The sequence below is a fragment of the Blautia sp. MSJ-9 genome, from assembly GCF_018919065.1.
In the GTDB taxonomy this organism is placed as follows: domain Bacteria; phylum Bacillota; class Clostridia; order Lachnospirales; family Lachnospiraceae; genus Blautia_A.
Genome location: NZ_JAHLQG010000011.1, coordinates 29153 through 51249, shown reverse-complemented (window position 1 = coordinate 51249; position 22097 = coordinate 29153). Strand labels below are relative to the sequence as shown.

Here is a 22097-nt window from a genome sequence, read left to right as displayed (position 1 = left end):
AGAAGCGTGTAATTCATTCCATGAGAAAGAAAAAAAGGAAGTCCTTGTGATATACTTCATTCATCTTAAAAGCCAAGAATAAATAGTGGAAAGAAGTCATATAGTAAATTTGGTGATAAAAAGGAGGACTTGCAGATGAAGAGAAAAGTAGCAGCTACTGTTTTAAGCGTATTATTGGCGACATCAATGATGCCAGTATCAGCTTTTGCAGAAAACGATCTGAGCAACGAGAAAAAAGGTGCGACAGAGATTACGAAACAAATAAATGAAAACGTTTATCAGCTTCTGGATTTTGATGATAAACAGGAAGAAGAATTTGCGACAAAAGGATTTATAGCAGCACCGGAAACACTGACAATAAAGGATGATAATGATACTACAATCTTTGATCAGACTGTTTATGATTTCGTAAAAGATACAGATGCACCGGATTCTGCTAATCCAAGTCTCTGGAGAAATACACAGCTTAATGCCAATTATGGATTATTCCAGGTATCAGATGATATTTATCAGGTACGAGGCTATGATATTTCCAATATGACTTTTGTGCGAAGCGATAGCGGATGGATCATTCTGGACTGTATGGCAAGTGAAACAACTGCAAAAGCAGCGTTGGATCTGTTTAAATCTGAGATGGGAGATGTACATGTTTCGGCGGTGATCATCAGTCACGCGCATGTAGATCATTATGGTGGAATTCAGGGAATACTTACTGCAGATGAACTGGCAGATCCGACACTTTCTCTTGAAGAACAGATCGCATCCGGAAAAACTGCAATTATCGTACCTGAGGGATTCAAGGAAGCGGTTATGTCAGAGAATGTTTTTGTGGGAACTGCAATGAAACGCAGATCTATATATCAGTACGGATCAGTGATACCGGCAGGAGAACAGGGCAGACTTTCTGTAGGAATCGGACTTGCGGTAGCACAGACTGGTGTTACATATCTGGAGCCAACGTTTAACGTGACAGAAGAAGTCTTTGAGACAACTATCGACGGTGTAAAAACAATATTCCAGCTTACACCTGATACAGAATCTCCGGCAGAAATGAATACATATTTTCCAGATATGAAAGCACTCTGGATGGCAGAAAACTGTACAGGAACCATGCATAACCTCTATACGCTCCGCGGTGCACAGGTTCGTGATGCCAATGCGTGGGCACGATATATTACAGAAGCACAGAGCCTTTTTGGAAACGATGCGGAGGTGATTTTCCAGTCACATAACTGGCCGCATTGGGGCAATGACGTGATCCAGGAGTATATGACAAATACAGCAGCAGTTTATAAGTTTATACATGACCAGACACTTCTGTATATTAATGAGGGTTATACATCGACAGAGATTGCATCCATGATCGAATTGCCGGAAGCATTAAATAAAGTGTGGTATACACGTCAGTATTATGGAACACTGAAACATAATGTAAAGGCAGTTTATCAGAAATATATGGGATGGTACGACGCAAATCCGGTACATCTGGATGAACTGGAACCGTCCGCATATGCACAGAAACTGGTGGAATATCTGGGAGATACTGATAAAGTTTTGGAAATGGCAAAAGAGGACTATGAGAAAGGCGAATATCAGTGGGTAGCACAGATCACAAATACACTGGTATATGCAGATCCTGAAAATGAGCAGGCAAAATTTCTCTGTGCAGATGCATTGGAACAGCTTGGCTATCAGGCAGAGTCCGGTGCATGGAGAAATGCTTATCTGGTAGCTGCTTTAGAACTTAGAAATGGAACGGACTGGTATCCGGAAGGAACAACAACAGGAGTTGGTTCTACAGCTCAGAATATGGATACGCAGACCATGCTGGATTACATGGGAATCATGCTTGACAGTACGAAGCTGGCAGATAAATCATTTACTGTAAACCTTCAGGTTACAGATGAGCAGAATTATCTTCTGAAAGTACATCATGGTGTATTGCTGTATTACCTGGGAGAAGAAGATGAAAATGCAGATCTGACAATTAAGACAAAGAGAACAGGTATCCTTGCAATAGCGGCGCGTAATGAAGAAGGTATGAGCAAACTTATTGAATCAGTAGAGGGGGATCAGGAACTTTATAAAGCATTCTGTGACAGTATGGCATCCCTGAAGCTGTATTTCAATATTGTGGAACCGTAATATCATTAAGGGTAGGAGTATTTTAAAAGAAGAATGTTTATAAAAGAAAAATATTTACAGAAGCTCAATAATATAACTGTAATAAATACATATTTTATACAGGGGATTGGGTAAGATTCATTCAAAAGAAGCTGTCACATATAGGTGGCGGCTTTTTTTGAAAATAAGAGAACAGTGCGGAGAATATAAAAGAGAAAAGGGGAAAACAATGAAAATAATACTTTATGGTTACAAAACAACTTGTGAGTTATTTCAGATGCTTTTACCAGGGTATGATACAGAAATTCTGACGACACAGGAGGTGTTGATCCCGGCATTAATGGACGATGAGCCATCTGCAGTTTTTGTTCTTATGGATAATGCTGCCGGGATGGAAGGCGTTATTGCAATCAGACGAATTTATCCAGAACTTCCGATTGCATGGTTTTCCAGTGACCGTGATTTTGCACCACAGGCATTCAGACTGAATGTGGAATACTTTACAACTATGCCGATAAGTGTGGATAAAGTCGAGAAAGCTCTCAAAAAATGTGGATTTTAAGTTTGAGTATTGGTAAAATATAATAAATTTATAGCAAATAGAGTATAACAAGAGAAGGTGAAGAAAGTGCAGGAAGTTATAAGAGTTGCGGTCTGTGACGACATAAAAGAAGACAGGAACGCACTCATAAAGATTCTTTCAGACTATCTGGACAAAAATAATCTTTATGTGGAAATAGATGAATTTCCATCCGGCGAAGCTTTTCTCGCATCAGATACAACGAGATATCAGCTTGTTTTCATGGATATATTCATGGACAAACTAAATGGAATGGAGACAGCGAAGAAACTGATACGGGATAATAATAAAGTACAGATTGTTTTTGCAAGTACAAGTATTGATTTTGCAGCGGAAGCATTTACGATAGAGGCACTTCATTACATTGTGAAGCCTATAGAAGAAACACAGGTATATGGTGTTTTGGATAAGTTTTTTGACAGCTTTTATTCTATAAAAACGATAGAAGTAAAGGTAGGACGAATGGAGGAGAGCATCTATATTTCGGATATTTTGTATATAGAGGCAAAAGGCAAAAAAACGATCATACATATGAAATACGGCACTCTGGAGGCATCTCAGTCTCTTTCTGAGATGTCTCAGATCGTTCCTCAGGGAGAATTCTGTATGCCGATCCGCTGGGCACTTGTTTCTATGCGGGAAATTACGTCTATGCCGACAAATGTGCTGAAATTATCGGATCAGACAGAAATTCCTATCAGCCGTGGAAAGCGGGAAGAAATCAAAAGCGTATTTGCTGATTTCAGATGGGCACAGATGAGACGGAGAATGAGGGGCAGGTGAAAATAAATGACAAATATTATGGTGAGCTTGTTATGTATATTGGCTCATATACCGAGTCTTGTTTTACGATGTATTCCATTTAAAGAACTTGTGTCAAAATGGCAGAGAAATTGGATATGGTCAGTTTATGGAGTGGGACTTCTGGCAGATTTTATGTTATGTCTGTGGATGGCTCAGAGAAACTACATATCAATAAGCTTCTACAAGATCAATTTGTTACTGTTCTGTGTGCTCATGGGAGTAGTTAATATTGTAGTTATCCGGGGGCATCTGAAAGAACATCTATTTACGTTCGGGCTTACAGCAGTAATTGTATGGATTGTTCTGGCAATTGCGGCATATATTACCGGAAGGATTGGATATCAGACGATAGAACAGGGACTGATCATTGAGAACATACTTGGAATTCTGATGTATGCAGCACTTTATCCGTGTTTCAGGAAGCTTATGATACATACTGTAAAACCTTTTCTGGGGATTGAAAGTGAGAATTATTGGAATACAGTATGGTTTATTCCGATTGCACTGTTCTTGAGCGGTATTTTGTCTCATGGACCGGAGGAATATACGGCGACTTTTCTGCAGGTGATAAGCAGAATTCTGATAGGGATCGCTGCTCTTTTTATCTGCCATAATATTGCGATGGATTATCGGCGGATCCAGGAAAAGAATCAGATGAACCAGCAGATCGAGATGCAGAAAAAATATTATCAGGCACTGACAACAGCAGTGGAGACAGAACGGGAAGTACGCCATAATTTTAAACACCAGCTTGCTGTGATAAAAAGATTCCAGGAAACCGGAAACAGCGCAGAATTAAAAGAATACTGTGACAGCCTGGAACTTAATCTTGCGGATATTACAGAGATTCCTTACACGGGAAATGTGGCAGCTGACGGCGTATTGTATCATTACGCATGTGTGGCAAAGGAAAGACGGATTTCTTTTACAGTATGCTGTAAATTAAATGGATTACCGATAGCTGATGCAGATTTGTGCTGTATCCTTGGTAATGCGCTGGATAATGCAGTAACTGCCTGTGAAAAATATGATGGAAAACGATATATTTCAATAGCAGCACAGAGAGAAAATAAATTATTGCTGTTGACAATAGATAATTCATTTGACGGAGTTTTACTGCAGAAAGAAGGAAAAATACTGTCGAAGAAACGGAAGGATGAAGAGGGGATTGGTATCCGTTACATGAAGCAGATTTGTGAGAAATATGGAGGAACAAGTCGGTTCCAGGCAGATGGAAGTCGGTTTGAAGCCAGCTTTATGTTGCCGTTATAAAATGGTTTTGTAATTAAAAATAGAATGTACCAGACTAAAACGAGCGAGAGCATCCAATATGCAGGATGCTCTCGCTTTTTTAGACCTTATTTTTTATGAAAAACAATAGCTCTGTCATAGATGATCTCGTAATAAGACGGACCTATATTCGTTTCGTCAAGATAAGCTCTGAATGCCAGCAGAAGATTACTTTCATTATCTACACCATTCCTGCAGCAAGAAAACCGGCTAAAATAGTTGCAAATAATTTTTTTCTCTTCATATAAACGCCTCTTTTCTATCTTGATTTCGAGATAAACTTTTCATTTATCGATCATATTGCCAGTGTAACATATGAAAAATGTAGTTCTGTTTCCGGGGAATGAAATGCAAAAGTCCTATATGGTTGATTTCCCTGCTTTGTGCATATTTGCTGATTTTATGGTCGAAAAAGGACTTGAGTCTGTTTTTGAGAAATAAAAGCATAAAATAATAAACAAAAATAACAAAAAGAAACTGGAAATTTTTTACAAAATAAGTAAAAATCACCAGAAAAGGACTCGAGTCCTGTTTTATGTTTGGGACATATGTCATTATCATTGCATCAAACACGACAAAAATTGTGCAAAAGGAGAAAAAGAAATCATGAAAAAAAGAGTGGCAGCAGCGGTACTTGCAGGTTTAATGGTATTTTCACTTACAGCATGTGGAGGTAGTTCTGACAGCAAGACAGAAACAAACACAGAAAGCAAATCAGAAGAAAAAGCAGACAATGATACGGACAAGAGCGGCGAAGAAGAGACAAGCGACGCATCTGATATGAAAGTAGCGATGGTTACAGACTCCGGTGATATCACAGACCAGAGTTTCAACCAGACAACCTATGAAACATGTAAAGCATGGGGATCCGAAAACAATGTAGAATTCAACTACTACAAACCGGAAAGCGACTCTGATGAAGCAAGAAGCGCAAGTGTGGACCAGGCAGCAGCAGACGGAGCAAACGTAATCGTACTTCCTGGATACATGTTTGCATCTGCAGTAGTAGAACAGTCTGAAATGTATCCGGACATCAAGTTCATAGCACTTGATGTAAGTGCCGGCGATATCTGCGAAAAAGGTGTGGGTGAAGGATACAGCTACAATCCTGATGAATATGATGTGACAGAGTACTATAATACGGACAATGTTTACTGCTGTACTTATCAGGAAGAACTTTCCGGATATATGGCAGGATATGCAGCTGTAAAACTTGGATATCATCACCTTGGATTCCTTGGCGGAATGTCCGTACCGGCAGTTACACGTTTTGGATATGGATACGTTCAGGGTGCAGACGAAGCTGCAAAAGAACTTGATATCGTAGATGACGTAGCAGTTGAGTACGTATGTGGCGGACAGTTCTATGGCGATGCAGACATCACAGCATACATGGATACATGGTATGGAAGTAAAGGTGTAGAAGCTGTATTTGCATGCGGCGGCGGTATCTATACATCAGCAGCAGAAGCAGCTACCAAGACAGGCGGCAAAGTAATCGGTGTTGACTCCGATCAGTCCGGAATCATCGGCGAAGACTTAACTATCACATCTGCAATGAAAGGTCTTGCTCCGACAATTAATGACGTTCTCGATGCGATCAAAGCAGACAACTGGAAAGATTACGCAGGAAAGATCGATAACCTGGGTCTTGTATCAGAGAATCCTGAAGACAATTTCGTTCAGCTCCCTGTAGAAACCACACAGTGGTCTGATGATTTCACAGAAGATGATTACAAAGACCTTGTAAAGAGAATGTATGACGGAGAACTTACAATAAGCGGTGATATCACAGCATTACCGGAAACTGAGATTAAAGTAGAAGACTACGGCAGCATTAAATAATTAAGACTTCGTGCAGACAGAGAATGGCCTGAGAGAGGGGAGTGAACATGCAGATGTTCAGTACTCCCTTTTCTTTAACGCCAAAATCAGTATTTTTTGCTGTTATTCTGCAATATTTCCGGCAAATAGATGCATTGGAAATGCTACAGAATAACAGCAAAAATGGAAGCGTGATTGACAGGATCAGGTATATAAAATCAATTCTTTTGTAGTCTGGTCTGATTCAATACAGAAATAATAGTTTATCTGGAATCCAATAACACGATAACAAAACTCTGCATGAGAAAAAAGGAGAAAGAAAAATGAGTGAATATGCAATTGAAATGCTCGGGATCACCAAACGATTCCCGGGAATCATAGCAAATGACAATATAACACTTCAGTTGAAAAAAGGTGAGATCCACGCGCTTCTGGGAGAAAACGGAGCCGGAAAATCCACACTGATGAGCGTTCTCTTCGGTTTATACCAGCCGGAAGAGGGCGAGATCCACAAAGACGGCAAAAAAGTAGAGATCAACAACCCAAACGATGCCAACGATCTCGGAATCGGAATGGTACATCAGCATTTCAAACTGGTAGAATGCTTCAGTATCCTTGACAACATCATCCTCGGTGTAGAGACAACAAAAGGCGGCTTCCTCCAGAAAGACAGCGCCAGAAAGAAAGTCGTAGAGCTGTCTGAGAAATACGGACTTGCCGTAGATCCGGATGCCATTATCGAAGACACAACGGTAGGCATGCAGCAGAGAACAGAAATCCTGAAAATGCTCTATCGTGACAACGAAATCCTGATCTTCGACGAACCGACTGCAGTTCTTACTCCTCAGGAAATCCAGGAACTAATGCAGATCATGCAGAACCTTGCAGCAGAGGGCAAGAGCATCCTGTTTATCACTCACAAACTTGCAGAGATCATGCAGGTAGCAGACAGATGCAGCGTTCTCAGAAAAGGCAAATACATCGGAACTGTAGACATTAAAGACACTACACCGGAAAAACTTTCCGCCATGATGGTAGGACGAGATGTCAATTTTATAGTAGACAAAGAGCCTGCAAAACCAGGCGAGGTAGTTCTTGATATCCAGAATATGTCTGTTGCATCCAAACGTCACAAAAATAACGCAGTAAACAACGTTTCCATGCAGGTACACAGAGGCGAGATCGTATGTATGGCAGGAATTGACGGAAACGGTCAGACAGAGTTTGTCTATGGACTTTCCGGTCTGGAACCATTAACAGGTGGAAAAATCGTTATGAACGGTCAGGATATCACAGAGATGTCAATCCGTAAACGATTGACATCAGGACTGAGCCATATTCCGGAAGACCGTCATAAACACGGTCTGGTACTTGACTATTCACTGGAAAATAACATTGTTCTCCAGAGATATTTCGAACCACAGTTTACCAATAAATTCGGATTCCTGAAACGAAAAGAGATCAGAAAATATGCAAAAAGACTGATTGAAGAATATGACATCCGTTCCGGACAGGGGCCGATCACAAAGACAAGATCCATGTCAGGAGGAAACCAGCAGAAAGCAATCATTGCACGCGAGATCGACAAAGATCCTGAACTTCTGATTGCAGTACAGCCGACCCGGGGTCTGGACGTAGGTGCGATCGAGAACGTACATAAGCAGCTTGTACAGGCCAGAGATGCCGGAAAAGGTGTTCTTCTCGTAAGTCTGGAGCTGGATGAAGTAATGAATGTATCAGACAGAATCCTTGTAATGTATGAAGGTGAAATCGTAGGAGAATTTGATCCGAAGAAAGTAACTGTAGAAGAACTGGGACTTTACATGGCCGGTTCAAAGAGAAAGGAGACAAAGGGCAATGAATAAAGAAACAAAGAAAAAAGAAAGCATTCTCAGAAATAATGCAGTCCAGACCATCCTTGCGTCTCTGCTCTGCATTGTTGTGGGACTTCTGATCGGATATGTGGTACTTCTGATCATTAATCCAAAAGGTGCATCAGGGGCTATTGTATCGATCTTAAAGAACTATCTGTATTATCCGAGCTCAGTGGCAGTTATGAAATATTGCGGAACAACACTGGTAAAAGCGTCAGCACTTTTATTATGTTCCTTATCCGTTTTATTTGCATACAAAGTAGGCCTCTTTAACATCGGGGCAGCCGGACAGTATGTGATCGGAGCAGGAGCAGCCCTGTACTTTGCACTGAAATTCGGAATGCCGTGGTATGTATGTCTGATCGCAGCAGTTGTACTGGCAGCATTGGTGGGCGGACTTTCCGGATTCCTGAAAGCGTATTTCAACGTAAACGAAGTTATTTCCTGTATCATGCTCAACTGGATCTCCCTGTATGGAGTAAACATGCTCCTTTCACAGGTAAAAGCAGAGTCCACACCATATACCATCGATCTTTCAAGCGGAAATAAAAGCGCACTTATGCCAAATGCAGGACTTGATCAGATTTTCTCAGGAAATAAGTTTGTGACTATCGGATTACCGCTTGCAGTGATCATGGCAGTGGTTGTATGGGGTGTCCTTGAGAAAACCAAATTTGGTTTCGAATTAAAAGCAACCGGTATGAACAAGAATGCCGCAAAATATTGCGGTATGAAAGAGAAGAGAAACACCATTGTAACAATGATGATCGCCGGAGGCCTTTCCGGACTCGGAGCTGCTGTTTTCTATTTAAGTGGCATTGAAACCTGGATGGTCCAGCAGACAACTGTTCCGGGAATGGGATTCAACGGAATCGCAGCAGCATTCCTTGGAGGTCTGAATCCGATCGGCACGATCTTTTCCTCTTATTTTATCCAGCACATTACAAGTGGTGGAAGCTATGTAGACAAAACAATGTACTGTACACAGATCTCTGATCTGATCTCAGCATTTATCATTTACCTTTGCGGATTTGTATTCTTCTTCAAACTCTGGCTTAACCGTTATCTGGACAAAAGAGATGAGAAAAACGCCGCAAAACAGGTGAAAGGAGGAGAAAAATAATGGTTTTATTACTCCAATATACATTAATATTTGCATCTGTTCTGATCCTTGTAGCACTTGGCGGATGTTTCTCCGAACACAGTGGTGTAGTAAATATCGGTCTTGAGGGAATCATGGTTATGGGAGCACTCGGAGGAGCTCTGATGATGAAGTATCTTCCGTCAACAATGGCAGCGCCTCTGGTGATCCTGTTTGTAATTCTTGGCAGTGTGATCGTGGGAATGGTATTTTCCCTTTTCCTTGGTGTTGCGGCAATTCATTTTAACGCAGACCAGACACTTGTAGGAACAGCACTGAATCTGCTGGGACCTGCAGCAGCAGTAGTAATCGTAAGAGCCATCAATATGTCCGAAAGTATTGATAATGTCTCCTCTACAGTTGCTTACAAAGAAGCAAAGAAAGCGTTCCTCGTAAACATCGGAAAATTTGAGTTCAGTTGGTTTATGCTTTTGGCATTGCTGATTCTTATTGCATCATATATCATATTATATAAGACTAAGTTTGGTCTCCGTCTTATGGCATGTGGAGAGCATCCGCAGGCAGCAGACTCCGTGGGAATCAACGTTTACAAAATGCGTTATGCAGGTGTTCTGATTTCCGGAGCATTGGGCGGACTTGGCGGACTGGTTTATATTACAGCCGGTGTCAGTGAATGGAAATTTGAGAACGGCGTTGCCGGATTCGGATTCCTTGCACTTGCAGTTATGATCTTCGGTCAGTGGAAACCGGTAAATATTGGACTTGCAGCACTTTTGTTTGGTCTGTTCCGTGCACTTTCCAATGTTTATACAGGATTTGACGTACTGGTAGCATTAAAGCTTCCAAGTACCTTATATAACATGTTCCCGTATATTATTTCTCTGATCGTTCTTGTATTCGTATCCAAGAACTCCAGAGCACCGAAAGCAGAGGGTATTCCGTACGATAAGGGACAGAGATAAGGCCAGAAACGTATAAAACAATAACATAAGATGTGAAAATGTTTCACGTGAAAAATTCAGGTAAAGGATGGAAAGATCATGAAAAATTATTCAGAAGATGCAAGCAGACAGTATCATATTCAGGTAGCAAAAGGTGAAGTAGGACGTTATGTGATCCTGCCGGGAGATCCAAAAAGATGTGCAAAAATCGCGCAGTATTTCGATGCTCCGGTACTGATCGCAGACAACAGAGAATATGTCACATATACAGGAACACTCGATGGCGTAAAGGTAAGCGTAACCTCAACAGGAATCGGCGGTCCGTCCGCATCCATCGCAATGGAAGAACTATACCGCTGCGGTGCAGACACATTCGTAAGAATCGGTACATGTGGAGGAATGCAGCCGGAAGTAAAGAGTGGTGACGTAGTGATCGCTACAGGTGCGGTTCGTATGGAGGGAACAACCAGAGAATACGCACCGATCGAATATCCAGCAGTAGCAAACCTCGATGTGATCAATGCTCTTGTAAACGTTGCAAAAGAAAAAGGATTCCCGTGCCACACAGGTGTTGTACAGTGTAAAGATGCATTCTACGGTCAGCATGAGCCGGAAGAAATGCCTGTAAGCTATGAACTGCTCAATAAATGGGAAGCATGGAAGAGAATGGGATGCCTTGCATCAGAAATGGAATCCGCAGCTCTCTTTATCGTAGCTGGCAAACTTCGAGTAAGAGCAGGTTCCTGCTTCCTGGTAGTTGCAAATCAGGAAAGAGAGAAACTCGGCCTGGAGAATCCGGTAGTCCACGATACAGATATGGCTATTCGTGTAGCTGTAGAAGCCATCAGAAAAATGATCAGAGAAGATCAGGCTAAACAGTAGTAATAAGCGAAACTGACAGCGGCAGAAAGAAAAGAGGACGAGCAAAAATGGAAATCAAAGAAATCTTAAAACATGTAGATCATACACTTCTTCTTCAGCCATCCACATGGGAAGAAATCAAACAGATCTGCGACGACGCAATGAAATATGGAACTGCATCTGTATGCATCCCTCCATGCTATGTAAAAGAAGCAGCAGAATATATGGATGGGAAAATGGCAGTATGCACAGTTATTGGTTTCCCAAACGGAAACACAACTACAGCAACAAAAGAATTTGAAACAAAAGATGCCATTGCAAACGGTGCATCTGAAATCGATATGGTGATCAATATCGGATGGTTAAAAGATAAGAAATACGATCTGATCGAGAACGAGATCAGAACTCTCAAAGCAGCATGCGGGGAAAAAATTCTCAAAGTTATTATTGAAACCTGTTTCCTTACAACAGAAGAAAAGATTAAAATGTGCGAAATCGTAACAGCAGCAGGAGCTGATTATATCAAAACATCTACAGGTTTCGGTGGCGGTGGCGCAACATTTGAAGATATCGAACTTTTCTCCAAACATATCGGATCAAACGTAAAAATGAAAGCAGCCGGCGGTATTTCTTCTCTGGATGACGCTGAGAAATTCCTTTCTCTGGGTGCAGACAGACTGGGAACAAGCAGAATCATTAAGATTGTAAAGAATGAAGAAGCAAGTGGATATTGATCATCTGTTATTATCGGCAGTCTGAAAATAGTCTGTCAGTAACAGGGATTGCAGTAATGAGCAAAAGGGTGAAAATAACGGAGGTGTAATATTATGCAGAACTTAGACAAAATAATGATTGACAAACTGATCGAGACAGCAATTGAGCAATTGAAATTTTCCTATACACCATATTCTAATTTCAAAGTCGGCGCAGCACTGCTTGCAAAGAACGGAGAAATCTACACAGGGTGTAACATTGAGAATGCAGCATACACACCTACCAACTGTGCCGAAAGAACAGCGTTCTTTAAGGCCGTAAGCGAAGGAATAAAAGAATTTGATGCAATCTGTATCGTAGGCGGAAAAGACGGCGTATTGACCGAATATGCGGCTCCATGCGGCGTGTGCCGTCAGGTAATGATGGAATTCTGTAACCCGGAGACCTTTAAGATCATTCTGGCAGTGGATAAAGATCATTACGATGTTTATACATTAAAAGAGCTCTTACCACAGGGATTCGGACCGCTGAATTTAGCATGAAACCAGTTTACATCAGGCTATATTTCTGGAAAAATCCAGAAGTTTGACTGATAGATAAAGTATTATACGAAGCAAAAAATGGAGAAACATCATGACACAGGAACAACTGATCACATTACCGAAAATAGAACTGCATTGCCACCTGGATGGATCACTCAGTCGTGAATTTATAGAGAAGCGCCTGGGAAGAAAGGTGCTTCAGGAGGAACTGAGTGTATCAGACGACTGTACCAGCCTTGCAGAATATCTGGAAAAATTCACATTGCCTGGACAGTGCATTATGGATGAAAAAGGACTGGAAGAAGCCGGATACGATGTGCTCAGAAGCATGAGCAGAGAGAATGTCTGCTATGCAGAAATCCGCTTTGCACCTCTATTGTCGGTGACAGAAGAGATGAACTGCAAAAAGGTCATCGAAGCGCTGTTGAAAGGTCTGGAACGGGGCAAAGACGATTTCGGAGTAGAATTCGGTGTGATTACCTGCGCCATGAGATACCACAGCGAAGAAGAAAACAGCAAAATGATAATGACTGCCCGTGAATACTTAGGCTTTGGCGTATGTGCTGCAGATCTTGCAGGTGCAGAAGCCTCATATCCCATGACTGAATTTATGAATCTGTTTCACAATACACATAAGATTGGAATGCCATTTACAATTCATGCAGGGGAATGCGGAAATGCACAGAATATTGCAGATGCAGTAAGCGCCGGAGCAGGCAGGATTGGTCATGGAATTGCAATGAGAGGAAACAAAGAACTTCAGCAGGAACTGGCCGCCAGAAAGATCGGTATCGAAATGTGCCCGATCAGTAATCTCCAGACAAAAGCGGTCCAAAGTACTGCCGAATATCCTCTCAGAGAATTTCTGGACGCAGGCCTGAGAGTTACTATCAATACAGATAACAGAACTGTCAGTAACACAACATTAACAAAAGAACTGGAATTTGTTCAAAAACAATACGGAATCCGGGATGAGGAGGTCCTGCTTCTGATGAAGAATGCAGTAGATGCGGCCTTTGCAGTAGAAGCTGTAAAAGAAAGGTTGTACCGGAGCATAACAGCAAAATATAAGAGATGAGGTAAGGAAACATGAAAAATTATGAAAGAATTTTTGTAATTGTACTTGATTCTCTGGGAATCGGGGCAATGCCGGATTCAGCAAATTTTGGTGACACCGGAGTAGACACTTTTGGACATATTCTTGAGAAAATGGGTTCTCTTGATATCCCAAATCTCGCAAAACTCGGAATGCTGAATCTCCATCCGGCCGGAAATATGACAGGCGTGGAAAATCCGATCGGACGCTATACTCGTCTGAGTGAAGCCAGCAACGGTAAGGATACTATGACCGGACACTGGGAGATGATGGGAATCAAGACAGAAAAACCATTTAAAACCTTTACAGAAACAGGTTTCCCGCCGGAACTGATCGCTGAACTGGAGAAACAGTGCGGTAAGAAAGTAATCGGAAACAAAAGTGCAAGTGGGACTGAGATCATTGAGGAACTGGGAGAAGAGGAAATCGAGACAGGTGCAATGATCGTCTATACATCTGCGGATTCCGTACTTCAGATCTGCGGAAACGAGGAAACATTTGATCTTCAGAATTTGTATCGCTGCTGCGAGATCGCCAGAGAGATTACATTGAAGGACGAATGGAGAGTTGGAAGAGTCATTGCAAGACCGTATGTTGGAAAGAAAAAAGGCGAATTTAAACGTACCAGCAACCGTCATGATTACGCTCTGAAACCTACAGGACTTACTGCTTTAAATGCACTTAAGGACAAAGGCCTCGACGTGATCGGTGTAGGAAAGATCAACGATATTTTCTGCGGAGAGGGAATCACAGAGACACATCATTCAGACAGTTCTGTACACGGAATGGAGCAGACAATTGACATATGCAAAAAAGATTTCAAAGGATTGTGCTTCGTTAATCTTGTAGACTTCGACGCATTATGGGGACACAGAAGAAACGTAGAAGGATACGGAAGAGAAATTGAGAAATTTGATAAGAATTTGGGTGTCCTGTTAGAAGAAATGAAAGAAAATGATCTGCTTATCATCACAGCAGACCACGGAAACGACCCAACATATACAGGAACAGACCATACCAGAGAACATGTGCCATTTATTGCTTACTCCAAGAGCATGAAAAACGGCGGCGAGATTAAAAACGAAGATACATTCGCAGTGATCGGAGCTTCCATAGCAGATAACTTTGGTGTAGAAATGCCAGAGGGAACGATCGGACATTCTATTTTAAATGAATTAGTGTAAGAACGCTTACAGGGAAAAATGGTTTTGGAGTTGGTTTATCGGGAGAAAATCATATTTTCCGGTAAACCGCACGGTAGATGAAAAACACAGAAAGTATAGGAACCGCATATGAAGCACAAATATTTACAAGACGCATTGCCGTTTCTGAAAGAAGTGGATAAAGAAAGACAAAGGCAATTTGAATTTTATTTCCGCAATGCACCATTGTGGGTTATGGACCTGCTTCAGAGCGAAGAACTGGAGCAGGGGACCACTTTTATCAGAGAGAATGAACCGGCAGATACGATTTTCTTTATTGGAAGAGGCAGAGCGAAAGCTACGGATTATCGGATTTCCGGGATCGCATACGATTTCATGAAACCGAAAGATCTGATCGCGCTGGGTGGAATGGAAGTGATCATGGAACTTGAAAATTACCAGACTACCTGGGAAACAGAGACGAAATGCACAGTTGTGAAGCTGCCAAGAGCTAAATATGAAAAATGGATTTACGCAGACACAGATATTTTCCGACTGGAATCAAAAATCACCTGCGAATCCCTGCTAGAAGAGAGCAGAAGAAACAGACTGTATCTTTTCCTCCAGGGTGCAGACAGACTGGCACTTCTTCTTGTTGAATGGTTTGAGAAATTCAACAGAAATGGCGAACTCTGCATCAATGAAAGCAGACAGAGCATTGCGGACGAGACAGGTCTTTGTCTCAAAAGCGTTAGCAGGGGAATAAAGAAATTCGCCGGAGATGGCCTGATCACCAAGAAAGGGAATCAGATATTGATCGACCAGGAACAATATGAAGGTCTGAGAAAGATTGTCAATGAAAATATGGACAGCTTCTCAGGATAAGAATCATGCAAAGATTGTTTCACGTGATACATTTAATAAAGGAGATTCAGCAGTAAATGAGTAAATTATATGAGAAACTGGAGACTTGCCTTGCAAGTGTACGCCAGAAAACAGATTTCAAACCAGAAGTAGCACTGATCCTGGGCTCAGGACTTGGTGACTATGCAGATGAGATTAAGATTGAAACAACCATTGATTATACAGATATCGAGGACTTTCCGACCTCAACAGTAGCAGGCCACAAAGGGAGATTTGTATTTGGATATGTTGGAAATGTTCCGGTAGTGATCATGCAGGGAAGAGTTCACTATTATGAAGGATACCCGATGACAGATGTTGTACTTCCGACAAGATTGATGGGGATGATGGGAGCAAAGAAACTCATCCTGACAAATGCAGCAGGTGGTGCAAATCCGGAATATAAACCGGGAGACTTTATGATGATTACAGACCACATTACAACAGGAGTACCAAGCCCGCTAATTGGGGAAAATATCTATGAACTTGGTGCAAGATTCCCTGATATGAGCGAAGTATATAGTCTCCGTTTACAGGATGTCATCAGAAAATGCGCAGACAGATGCGGTATTAGGCTTCAGGAAGGGGTATACGTTCAATTTACCGGTCCGAACTATGAAACTCCCGCAGAAGTAAGACTGGCACAGTGGTGGGGCGGAGATGCAGTAGGGATGAGTACAGCATGCGAAGCTATGGCGGCTCGCCACATGGGACTTGAAATTTGCGGAATCTCCTGCATTACCAACATGGCAGCGGGAATTTCCAAAGAAGAACTCAACCACAAAGAAGTCCAGGAAACCGCTGACCGCGTGGCAAAATCATTTAAAGAGCTGATCACTGAGATTGTGGTAAATATGTAAAATTACAGCATATATGTTGTAAAAATAATGAATTAAAGAAAAAAGATCTTTGCAGATAGAAAGCAGAGATCTTTTTTTCTTTTAAAAATGTTTGATGAACAAGACAATTGGTATATGTTTAAACTCTTTTACATGAGAGTAAGTCCTCATTTACGGCGTATGCTTTTCACAATTAAATCAAGGCGACTTATCATCAGCTATTATCACACGAGGTTAAGAATAGATTTAGCGTGGTATTATAAAAAAGACAGGAATATTGAAAACAGGCGTTTTCAACCTCCTGTCTTTTGTGCTAAAATAGGAAAAGAATTTATCTGAATAAATCGCTAAAGAGAGATAAATTATTAAAACATAAAACAATACAGAAAGGAAACTGGTTTTTATGGAAACAGGAACAATTTTTAAATTTCATAACGATCTGGATACAGACCAGATCATAGCATCACAGTATCTGTTACTTCCGAATCTGGATGAGATGAAAGGCCACGCCTTTGAATCACTGGATCCGGATTTTTCTAAGAAAGTAAAACCTGGGGATTTCGTAGTAGGCGGGGAGAACTTTGGATGCGGCTCCTCCAGAGAGCAGGCACCTGGCGTATTAAAAGCATTAGGTGTACAGGCAGTCGTAGCGAAATCTTTCGCACGAATCTTCTACAGAAACTCTATCAATATCGGCTTACCGGTAATTGTCTGTAAAGATCTTCCGGACGAAGTAAATACCGGAGACCAGATGGTTCTTCACATGTCCGAGGGAACTGTAGAAGCCAACGGAAAAACATATTCCTGTACAAAACTTCCGGAATACATGCAGAACATTTTAAATCAGGGCGGCCTGATCGCATCTCTGAACAAGGAGGAAAAGTAAAATGGGAATGACAATTGCAGAAAAGATTATCGCTGCAGCAGCAGGAGTAGACAGTGTAAAACCTGGAGATATCCATACAGTCAAACTTGACCGTCTGATGAGTAACGATGGAACCACACATCTTACTGTTGATATGTACAATAACAAATTAAAGAATCCGCACATTGCAGATACAAGCAAGCTTGTGTTTATCGTGGATCATAATGTACCGTCTGACAGCCCGAAAACAGCAGCATCCCAGAAGAAAATGAGAGATTTCGCAAAAGAAAACAATATTGATTTCTGGGAAGGCAAAGGTGTGTGCCATCAGGTTATGATCGAGAATTATGTCCGCCCGGGTGAACTGATCTTCGGCGCAGACAGCCATACATGCTCCTACGGTGCATTAGGCGCATTTGGAACAGGTGTAGGATGCACAGACTTCCTGTACGGAATGGTTACAGGAACATCCTGGGTACTGGTTCCTGAGAGCGTGAAATTCAATCTTGTAGGCAAACTTCCTGAGGGTGTTTATGCAAGAGACCTGATCCTTACAATTATCGGAGAAATTGGTGCAAACGGATGTAATTATCAGGCAATGGAATTTACAGGAGAGGGTGCAAAAACACTCAGCATCAGTGACCGTATGGCGCTCTGCAACATGGCAGTAGAGGCAGGTGCTAAGACTGGTATCTTTGAAGCAGACGAAAAGGCTATCGAATACCTGAAAGAACACGGACGTGAACCAAAAGCTGTATTCCACAGTGATCCAGATGCTATTTATGCAAGAGAATATACATTTGATTTATCAAAAGTCCGTCCTGTAGTTGCTAAACCTGACTTTGTAGATAATGTAGTTCCTGCAGAAGAAACCTGCGGAATTGAGATCAATGAAGCATTCCTTGGCTCCTGCAACAACGGACGTATTGAAGATCTCCGTGTCGGCGCTGAGATCATTAAGGGCAGGAAGGTCGCTGAGGGCGTCAGATTCCTCGTTGTACCTGCAAGCCAGACAATTTACCGCCAGGCATTAAAAGAAGGTCTTATAGACACCTTTATGGACGCTGGAGCCATTGTTATGAATCCGAACTGCAGCGTATGCTGGGGAAGCTGCCAGGGTGTTATCGGTGAAAACGAAGTCCTCATCAGCACAGGAACACGTAACTTCAAAGGCCGTGCAGGACATCCGAGCTCCAAAGTATATCTGGGATCAGCAGCTACTGTTACAGCATCTGCTATTGCAGGAAAGATTGCGCTGGCAAGTGAAGTATAAATTACATAAATAAGATAGTGAAACCGAGATGTGGGAAGCAGTGCTCCTGGTTTCACGTGATGTTAAACACAGCTGTTTCACGTGAAACATGAAACATTTTGTTGAGAAACTATAGATTCTGCATATATTTCGTTTACATTTGGAATGTAAGCTCAATACATATGCAGACGTAGATATAAAGAGGTAAAATTATGGAAAAATTCACAGGAAAAGTGTGGGTACTTGGCGATGATATCGATACAGATATCATTATCCCGACAGAATACCTCGCACTGAAAACAATCGACGATATGAAACAGTATGGCTTTTGTCCGCTGCGCCCGGAACTGGCAGGACAGATTCAGCCAGGTGACATTATTGTTGCAGGAAAGAACTTCGGATGCGGATCTTCCAGAGAACAGGCACCGGAAATCATCAAAGCACTGGGAATCCAGTGTGTAATTGCCAAATCTTTTGCAAGAATTTTCTTCAGAAACTCTATTAACAACGGACTTCTCCTGATCGAACAGCCAAATCTCCATGATGACATCAAAGAGGGCGACGAAATAACCGTAGTGATGAACGAACATGTAGATTACAATGGAAAACAGTACCCGATCGCTTCTCTGCCGGAGAATCTGATGAGTATTATCCAGGCAGGCGGACTTGTAAAAGCCATGCGTAAATTAAACGGTCTGGATTAATGGGAAAGGAGAAGCAAATGGGCGAGACAGTTATTGAGAAAATCATTAGAAACAATGTTGGAAAAACAGTAAAGCCAGGAGACATCGTAACGGTCAATGTAGACAGAGTTATGATCCATGATATATTTATCCCGTTCGTAGCAGAAAAGTTCGAGGAAATGGGCTTTACGAAGCTCTGGGACCCGGATAAAGTAGTTTTGATCTACGATCATCTGGTTCCTGCAAGTCAGTTAGATGATACCAGACATTTCCATACAGGAGATGCTTTTGCAAAGAAATACGGCATGAAAAACGTCCACAGAAGTGACGGAATCTGCCATCAGTTAATGACTGAAGCGGGCTACGTGAAACCAGGCAATATTGTATTCGGTACAGACAGCCATACAACTACTTACGGATGTGTAGGTGCATTCTCTTCTGGTATCGGATATACAGAAATGGCAAGTATCCTGGGAACAGGAACGATGTGGATCAAAGTTCCGGAGACAATTAAAGTCGTGATCGAGGGAGAACTTCCGGAAAACGTTATGTCCAAAGACATTATCCTGCGTCTGATCGGTGATCTGGGCGCTGATGGAGCTACATACAGAGCACTTGAATTCACAGGCAGCACAATAAAGAATATGACGGTAGCAAGCCGTATGACCATGGCAAACATGGCAATCGAGGCCGGTGCGAAATGTGCATTATTCACACCGGATGAAAAGACCGCAGAATACTGCGAAATCGAGTTAAATGACTTCCAGAAGAGCCTTGTAGGCGATGAGGATGCAACATATATGAAGACTATTACATATCGCGCAGAAGACTTCGTACCGGTTATGGCATGCCCGTCTCAGGTAGATAAGATCAGAAATGTAAGCGAACTCGAAGGAACAGAAATCGATCAGGTATTCATCGGATCTTGTACAAATGGTCGTCTGGAGGACCTGAAAGCCGCTGCAGAGGTCTTAAAAGGCAAAAAGGTAGCAGATTACGTGAAATTAATCGTAACCCCTGCAAGCCGTAAAATATATCGTCAGGCAATCGAACTGGGAATCCTGGACACTTTAGCAGAGGCAGGAGCCATGATCACACATCCTGGATGTGGATTATGCTGTGGACGTGCAGGCGGAATTCTTACAGACGGTGAACGTGTAGTAGCTACAAATAATAGAAACTTCCTTGGCCGCATGGGAACTTCCAAGGTAGAAATCTACCTTGCATCTCCGAAAACAGCAGCTGCATGTGCAGTAGCTGGTAAAATCGTAAGTCCAGAGAAATAAATTGGACAATAAATTTAATGTGACATAAATCGTACTAATAAGCAATAAAACAAGAAACTAACAGATAAGTCCACTGTATTATTTATAAAAAGAGTAAGCAGTGGGCTTATTTTATGTTATAAAATGATACGGAGACGTATTTCATATCGCATAATAGAGTATCTGACTGGATAATACAGTAAAGAAAGGGTGTATTTGATGATAAATAGGGGAAGAAAAGATACATATGGAATTTCTGACAGGTTTGCAGAATTTCTATATGTATTTTTTTATGTTATAGCAAATAAAATGTTAATATTCTTATGTTATAAGAGCAAAAAAGTTCTTCAGAATTGTCTAATAGAAGGAATGTACGATATACAATGGAATATTTGTTATAGGACAAAAAGATGTAACAAAACTTCGATTTTATAAAATACTCAATACAGTGTTTGAAGAAGAATACCACCTGGAATCTGTTTTTAGAAAACAAAAATAGAATTTTATAATACATTGTAGTGTTGATATATATGAACTTTTGTCTACATATAATAAGACGTAGATGTAAGTGTGATAAATCAGCTGACTGTATTTTATCAGATATTAATAAATGCTATGTAGATTAACAGCCAGGATTTATTGGACTAGAGCGTGTTTGAAAAATCATTCCCGCAATCTGTACGCCCCACTTTGCGGTATATTTTGCCCGAATTCGGTTGTCGTGGTCCGGTGGTAGCCCGCTGCGACGCCCTCATCCGAACGAAACCTCCCACAAATTGTGACGCACATCCTGCAGAAAGCCCTTTTCAAACACGCTCTAATCTTATTTAGGGTTTCGTATATAGTTTGAGATTGATTATAGAGGCAATGCGGAGCAAGAGATTCGGCATAGAAATGGTTATTTTGCCATGAGTAGGCATGAAAGAGGATAATTTTATCTTCCTGGTCCAAAATAGTAATAAAATATATGCTATTTTGAACTTAAAATAAAACAAATGGGATATATGAAATGATACAAAAACCGCGTAAATAAAGGATTTTTTAAAGATATTGAACATAAAAGTGAACTAATATTGAACCAAAATGAAGAAAGTTTAATATTGGTTCAATAAACAGTTCAAAATAATAAATTAAACTAATTGAACCGAAATAACAAAATGATTAATAAGTTCAATATAGTTCAAAATAAAAATGAACCACGAACTGAACTGAATGTTGAACTTTGTTAATAAAATTGAAAATAATGAAATTTACCGTTGAATTATCAGTTCAATTATAGTATAATAGCAAAGAAAAAAACTTGAAAAAGCTGATAAAATGCGGGTTTTAAAAATGAACAGAACATATGTTTACATATAAGACCAGAAGAAATATATTTGAACTTGATTAATGTTTG

Annotated in this window: 20 protein-coding genes and 2 pseudogenes; 21 read left to right on the top strand and 1 reads right to left on the bottom strand. The window is 41.1% G+C overall.

Going from position 1 to position 22097, the window contains the following annotated elements:
* The first annotated feature begins 135 nt into the window (after positions 1-135).
* The 19 genes from KQI87_RS02295 (at position 136) to KQI87_RS02205 (ending at position 20722) form a co-directional block, all read left to right on the top strand.
* Entirely contained in the window at positions 136-2145 is a 2010-nt protein-coding gene (locus tag KQI87_RS02295) for an alkyl/aryl-sulfatase (protein ID WP_216458740.1), read from the top strand.
* 208 nt (positions 2146-2353) lie between these two features.
* Positions 2354-2686: a hypothetical protein gene (locus KQI87_RS02290; RefSeq protein ID WP_216458739.1), complete on the top strand. Its 333-nt coding sequence runs from the start codon at positions 2354-2356 to the stop codon at positions 2684-2686.
* A gap of 66 nt (positions 2687-2752) precedes the next feature.
* Positions 2753-3487: a LytR/AlgR family response regulator transcription factor gene (locus KQI87_RS16910; protein WP_216458738.1), complete on the top strand. Its 735-nt coding sequence runs from the start codon at positions 2753-2755 to the stop codon at positions 3485-3487.
* A gap of 6 nt (positions 3488-3493) precedes the next feature.
* Positions 3494-4780, top strand: coding sequence for a sensor histidine kinase (locus tag KQI87_RS02280; RefSeq protein WP_216458737.1), 1287 nt, complete (start codon positions 3494-3496; stop codon positions 4778-4780).
* Positions 4781-5404: 624 nt separating this feature from the next.
* Positions 5405-6643 (top strand): BMP family lipoprotein, encoded by a 1239-nt coding sequence (locus KQI87_RS02275; RefSeq protein ID WP_216458736.1) that lies wholly within the window; start codon positions 5405-5407, stop codon positions 6641-6643.
* 302 nt (positions 6644-6945) lie between these two features.
* Positions 6946-8487, top strand: coding sequence for an ABC transporter ATP-binding protein (locus tag KQI87_RS02270; RefSeq protein WP_216458735.1), 1542 nt, complete (start codon positions 6946-6948; stop codon positions 8485-8487).
* Positions 8480-9619 carry an ABC transporter permease gene (locus tag KQI87_RS02265; RefSeq protein WP_216458734.1) on the top strand — a complete coding sequence of 380 codons (1140 nt, stop codon included), beginning with the start codon at positions 8480-8482 and terminating at the stop codon, positions 9617-9619. The genes KQI87_RS02270 and KQI87_RS02265 overlap by 8 nt, the downstream gene beginning before the upstream one ends.
* Complete coding sequence (locus KQI87_RS02260) at positions 9619-10560, top strand: ABC transporter permease (RefSeq protein WP_216458733.1); 942 nt, start codon at positions 9619-9621, stop codon at positions 10558-10560. The genes KQI87_RS02265 and KQI87_RS02260 overlap by 1 nt, the downstream gene beginning before the upstream one ends.
* Positions 10561-10638: 78 nt before the next feature.
* Positions 10639-11421, top strand: a complete 783-nt coding sequence (udp, locus tag KQI87_RS02255) for a uridine phosphorylase (protein ID WP_216458732.1) — start codon at positions 10639-10641, stop codon at positions 11419-11421.
* 47 nt (positions 11422-11468) lie between these two features.
* Positions 11469-12134 (top strand): deoxyribose-phosphate aldolase, encoded by a 666-nt coding sequence (deoC, locus tag KQI87_RS02250; RefSeq protein WP_216458731.1) that lies wholly within the window; start codon positions 11469-11471, stop codon positions 12132-12134.
* A 93-nt stretch (positions 12135-12227) separates the two neighbouring features.
* The gene (locus KQI87_RS02245; RefSeq protein WP_216458730.1) at positions 12228-12656 is read left to right on the top strand and encodes a cytidine deaminase; all 429 of its coding nucleotides are present in this window, start codon (positions 12228-12230) and stop codon (positions 12654-12656) included.
* Between the two features lie 91 nt (positions 12657-12747).
* Positions 12748-13734 (top strand): adenosine deaminase, encoded by a 987-nt coding sequence (add, locus tag KQI87_RS02240; RefSeq protein WP_216458729.1) that lies wholly within the window; start codon positions 12748-12750, stop codon positions 13732-13734.
* 11 nt (positions 13735-13745) lie between these two features.
* Positions 13746-14936, top strand: a complete 1191-nt coding sequence (locus KQI87_RS02235) for a phosphopentomutase (protein ID WP_216458728.1) — start codon at positions 13746-13748, stop codon at positions 14934-14936.
* Between the two features lie 108 nt (positions 14937-15044).
* Positions 15045-15779 carry a Crp/Fnr family transcriptional regulator gene (locus KQI87_RS02230; protein WP_216458727.1) on the top strand — a complete coding sequence of 245 codons (735 nt, stop codon included), beginning with the start codon at positions 15045-15047 and terminating at the stop codon, positions 15777-15779.
* Positions 15780-15835: 56 nt separating this feature from the next.
* Positions 15836-16657 carry a purine-nucleoside phosphorylase gene (locus tag KQI87_RS02225; protein WP_216458726.1) on the top strand — a complete coding sequence of 274 codons (822 nt, stop codon included), beginning with the start codon at positions 15836-15838 and terminating at the stop codon, positions 16655-16657.
* Between the two features lie 382 nt (positions 16658-17039).
* Positions 17040-17522, top strand: coding sequence for a LeuD/DmdB family oxidoreductase small subunit (locus KQI87_RS02220; RefSeq protein ID WP_216458725.1), 483 nt, complete (start codon positions 17040-17042; stop codon positions 17520-17522).
* A gap of 1 nt (position 17523) precedes the next feature.
* Entirely contained in the window at positions 17524-18774 is a 1251-nt protein-coding gene (locus tag KQI87_RS02215; RefSeq protein WP_216458724.1) for a 3-isopropylmalate dehydratase large subunit, read from the top strand.
* Between the two features lie 191 nt (positions 18775-18965).
* Positions 18966-19457: a LeuD/DmdB family oxidoreductase small subunit gene (locus KQI87_RS02210; protein WP_216458723.1), complete on the top strand. Its 492-nt coding sequence runs from the start codon at positions 18966-18968 to the stop codon at positions 19455-19457.
* Positions 19458-19474: 17 nt separating this feature from the next.
* Complete coding sequence (locus KQI87_RS02205) at positions 19475-20722, top strand: 3-isopropylmalate dehydratase large subunit (protein WP_216458722.1); 1248 nt, start codon at positions 19475-19477, stop codon at positions 20720-20722.
* Positions 20723-21323: 601 nt separating this feature from the next.
* On the opposite strand, the pseudogene KQI87_RS17110 reads toward KQI87_RS02205, so the two are convergent.
* Positions 21324-21386: pseudogene (locus KQI87_RS17110) on the bottom strand (DUF6783 domain-containing protein); the annotation flags it as partial.
* Between KQI87_RS17110 and KQI87_RS17455 the strand changes: the two are divergent.
* Both KQI87_RS17455 and KQI87_RS17100 read left to right on the top strand, forming a co-directional pair.
* A complete protein-coding gene (locus KQI87_RS17455) occupies positions 21378-21437 on the top strand; it encodes a DUF6783 domain-containing protein (protein ID WP_441038637.1) in 60 nt (19 codons plus the stop codon). The pseudogene KQI87_RS17110 and the gene KQI87_RS17455 overlap by 9 nt on opposite strands.
* A gap of 44 nt (positions 21438-21481) precedes the next feature.
* Positions 21482-21532: pseudogene (locus tag KQI87_RS17100) on the top strand (hypothetical protein); the annotation flags it as partial.
* Positions 21533-22097 lie beyond the last annotated feature (565 nt).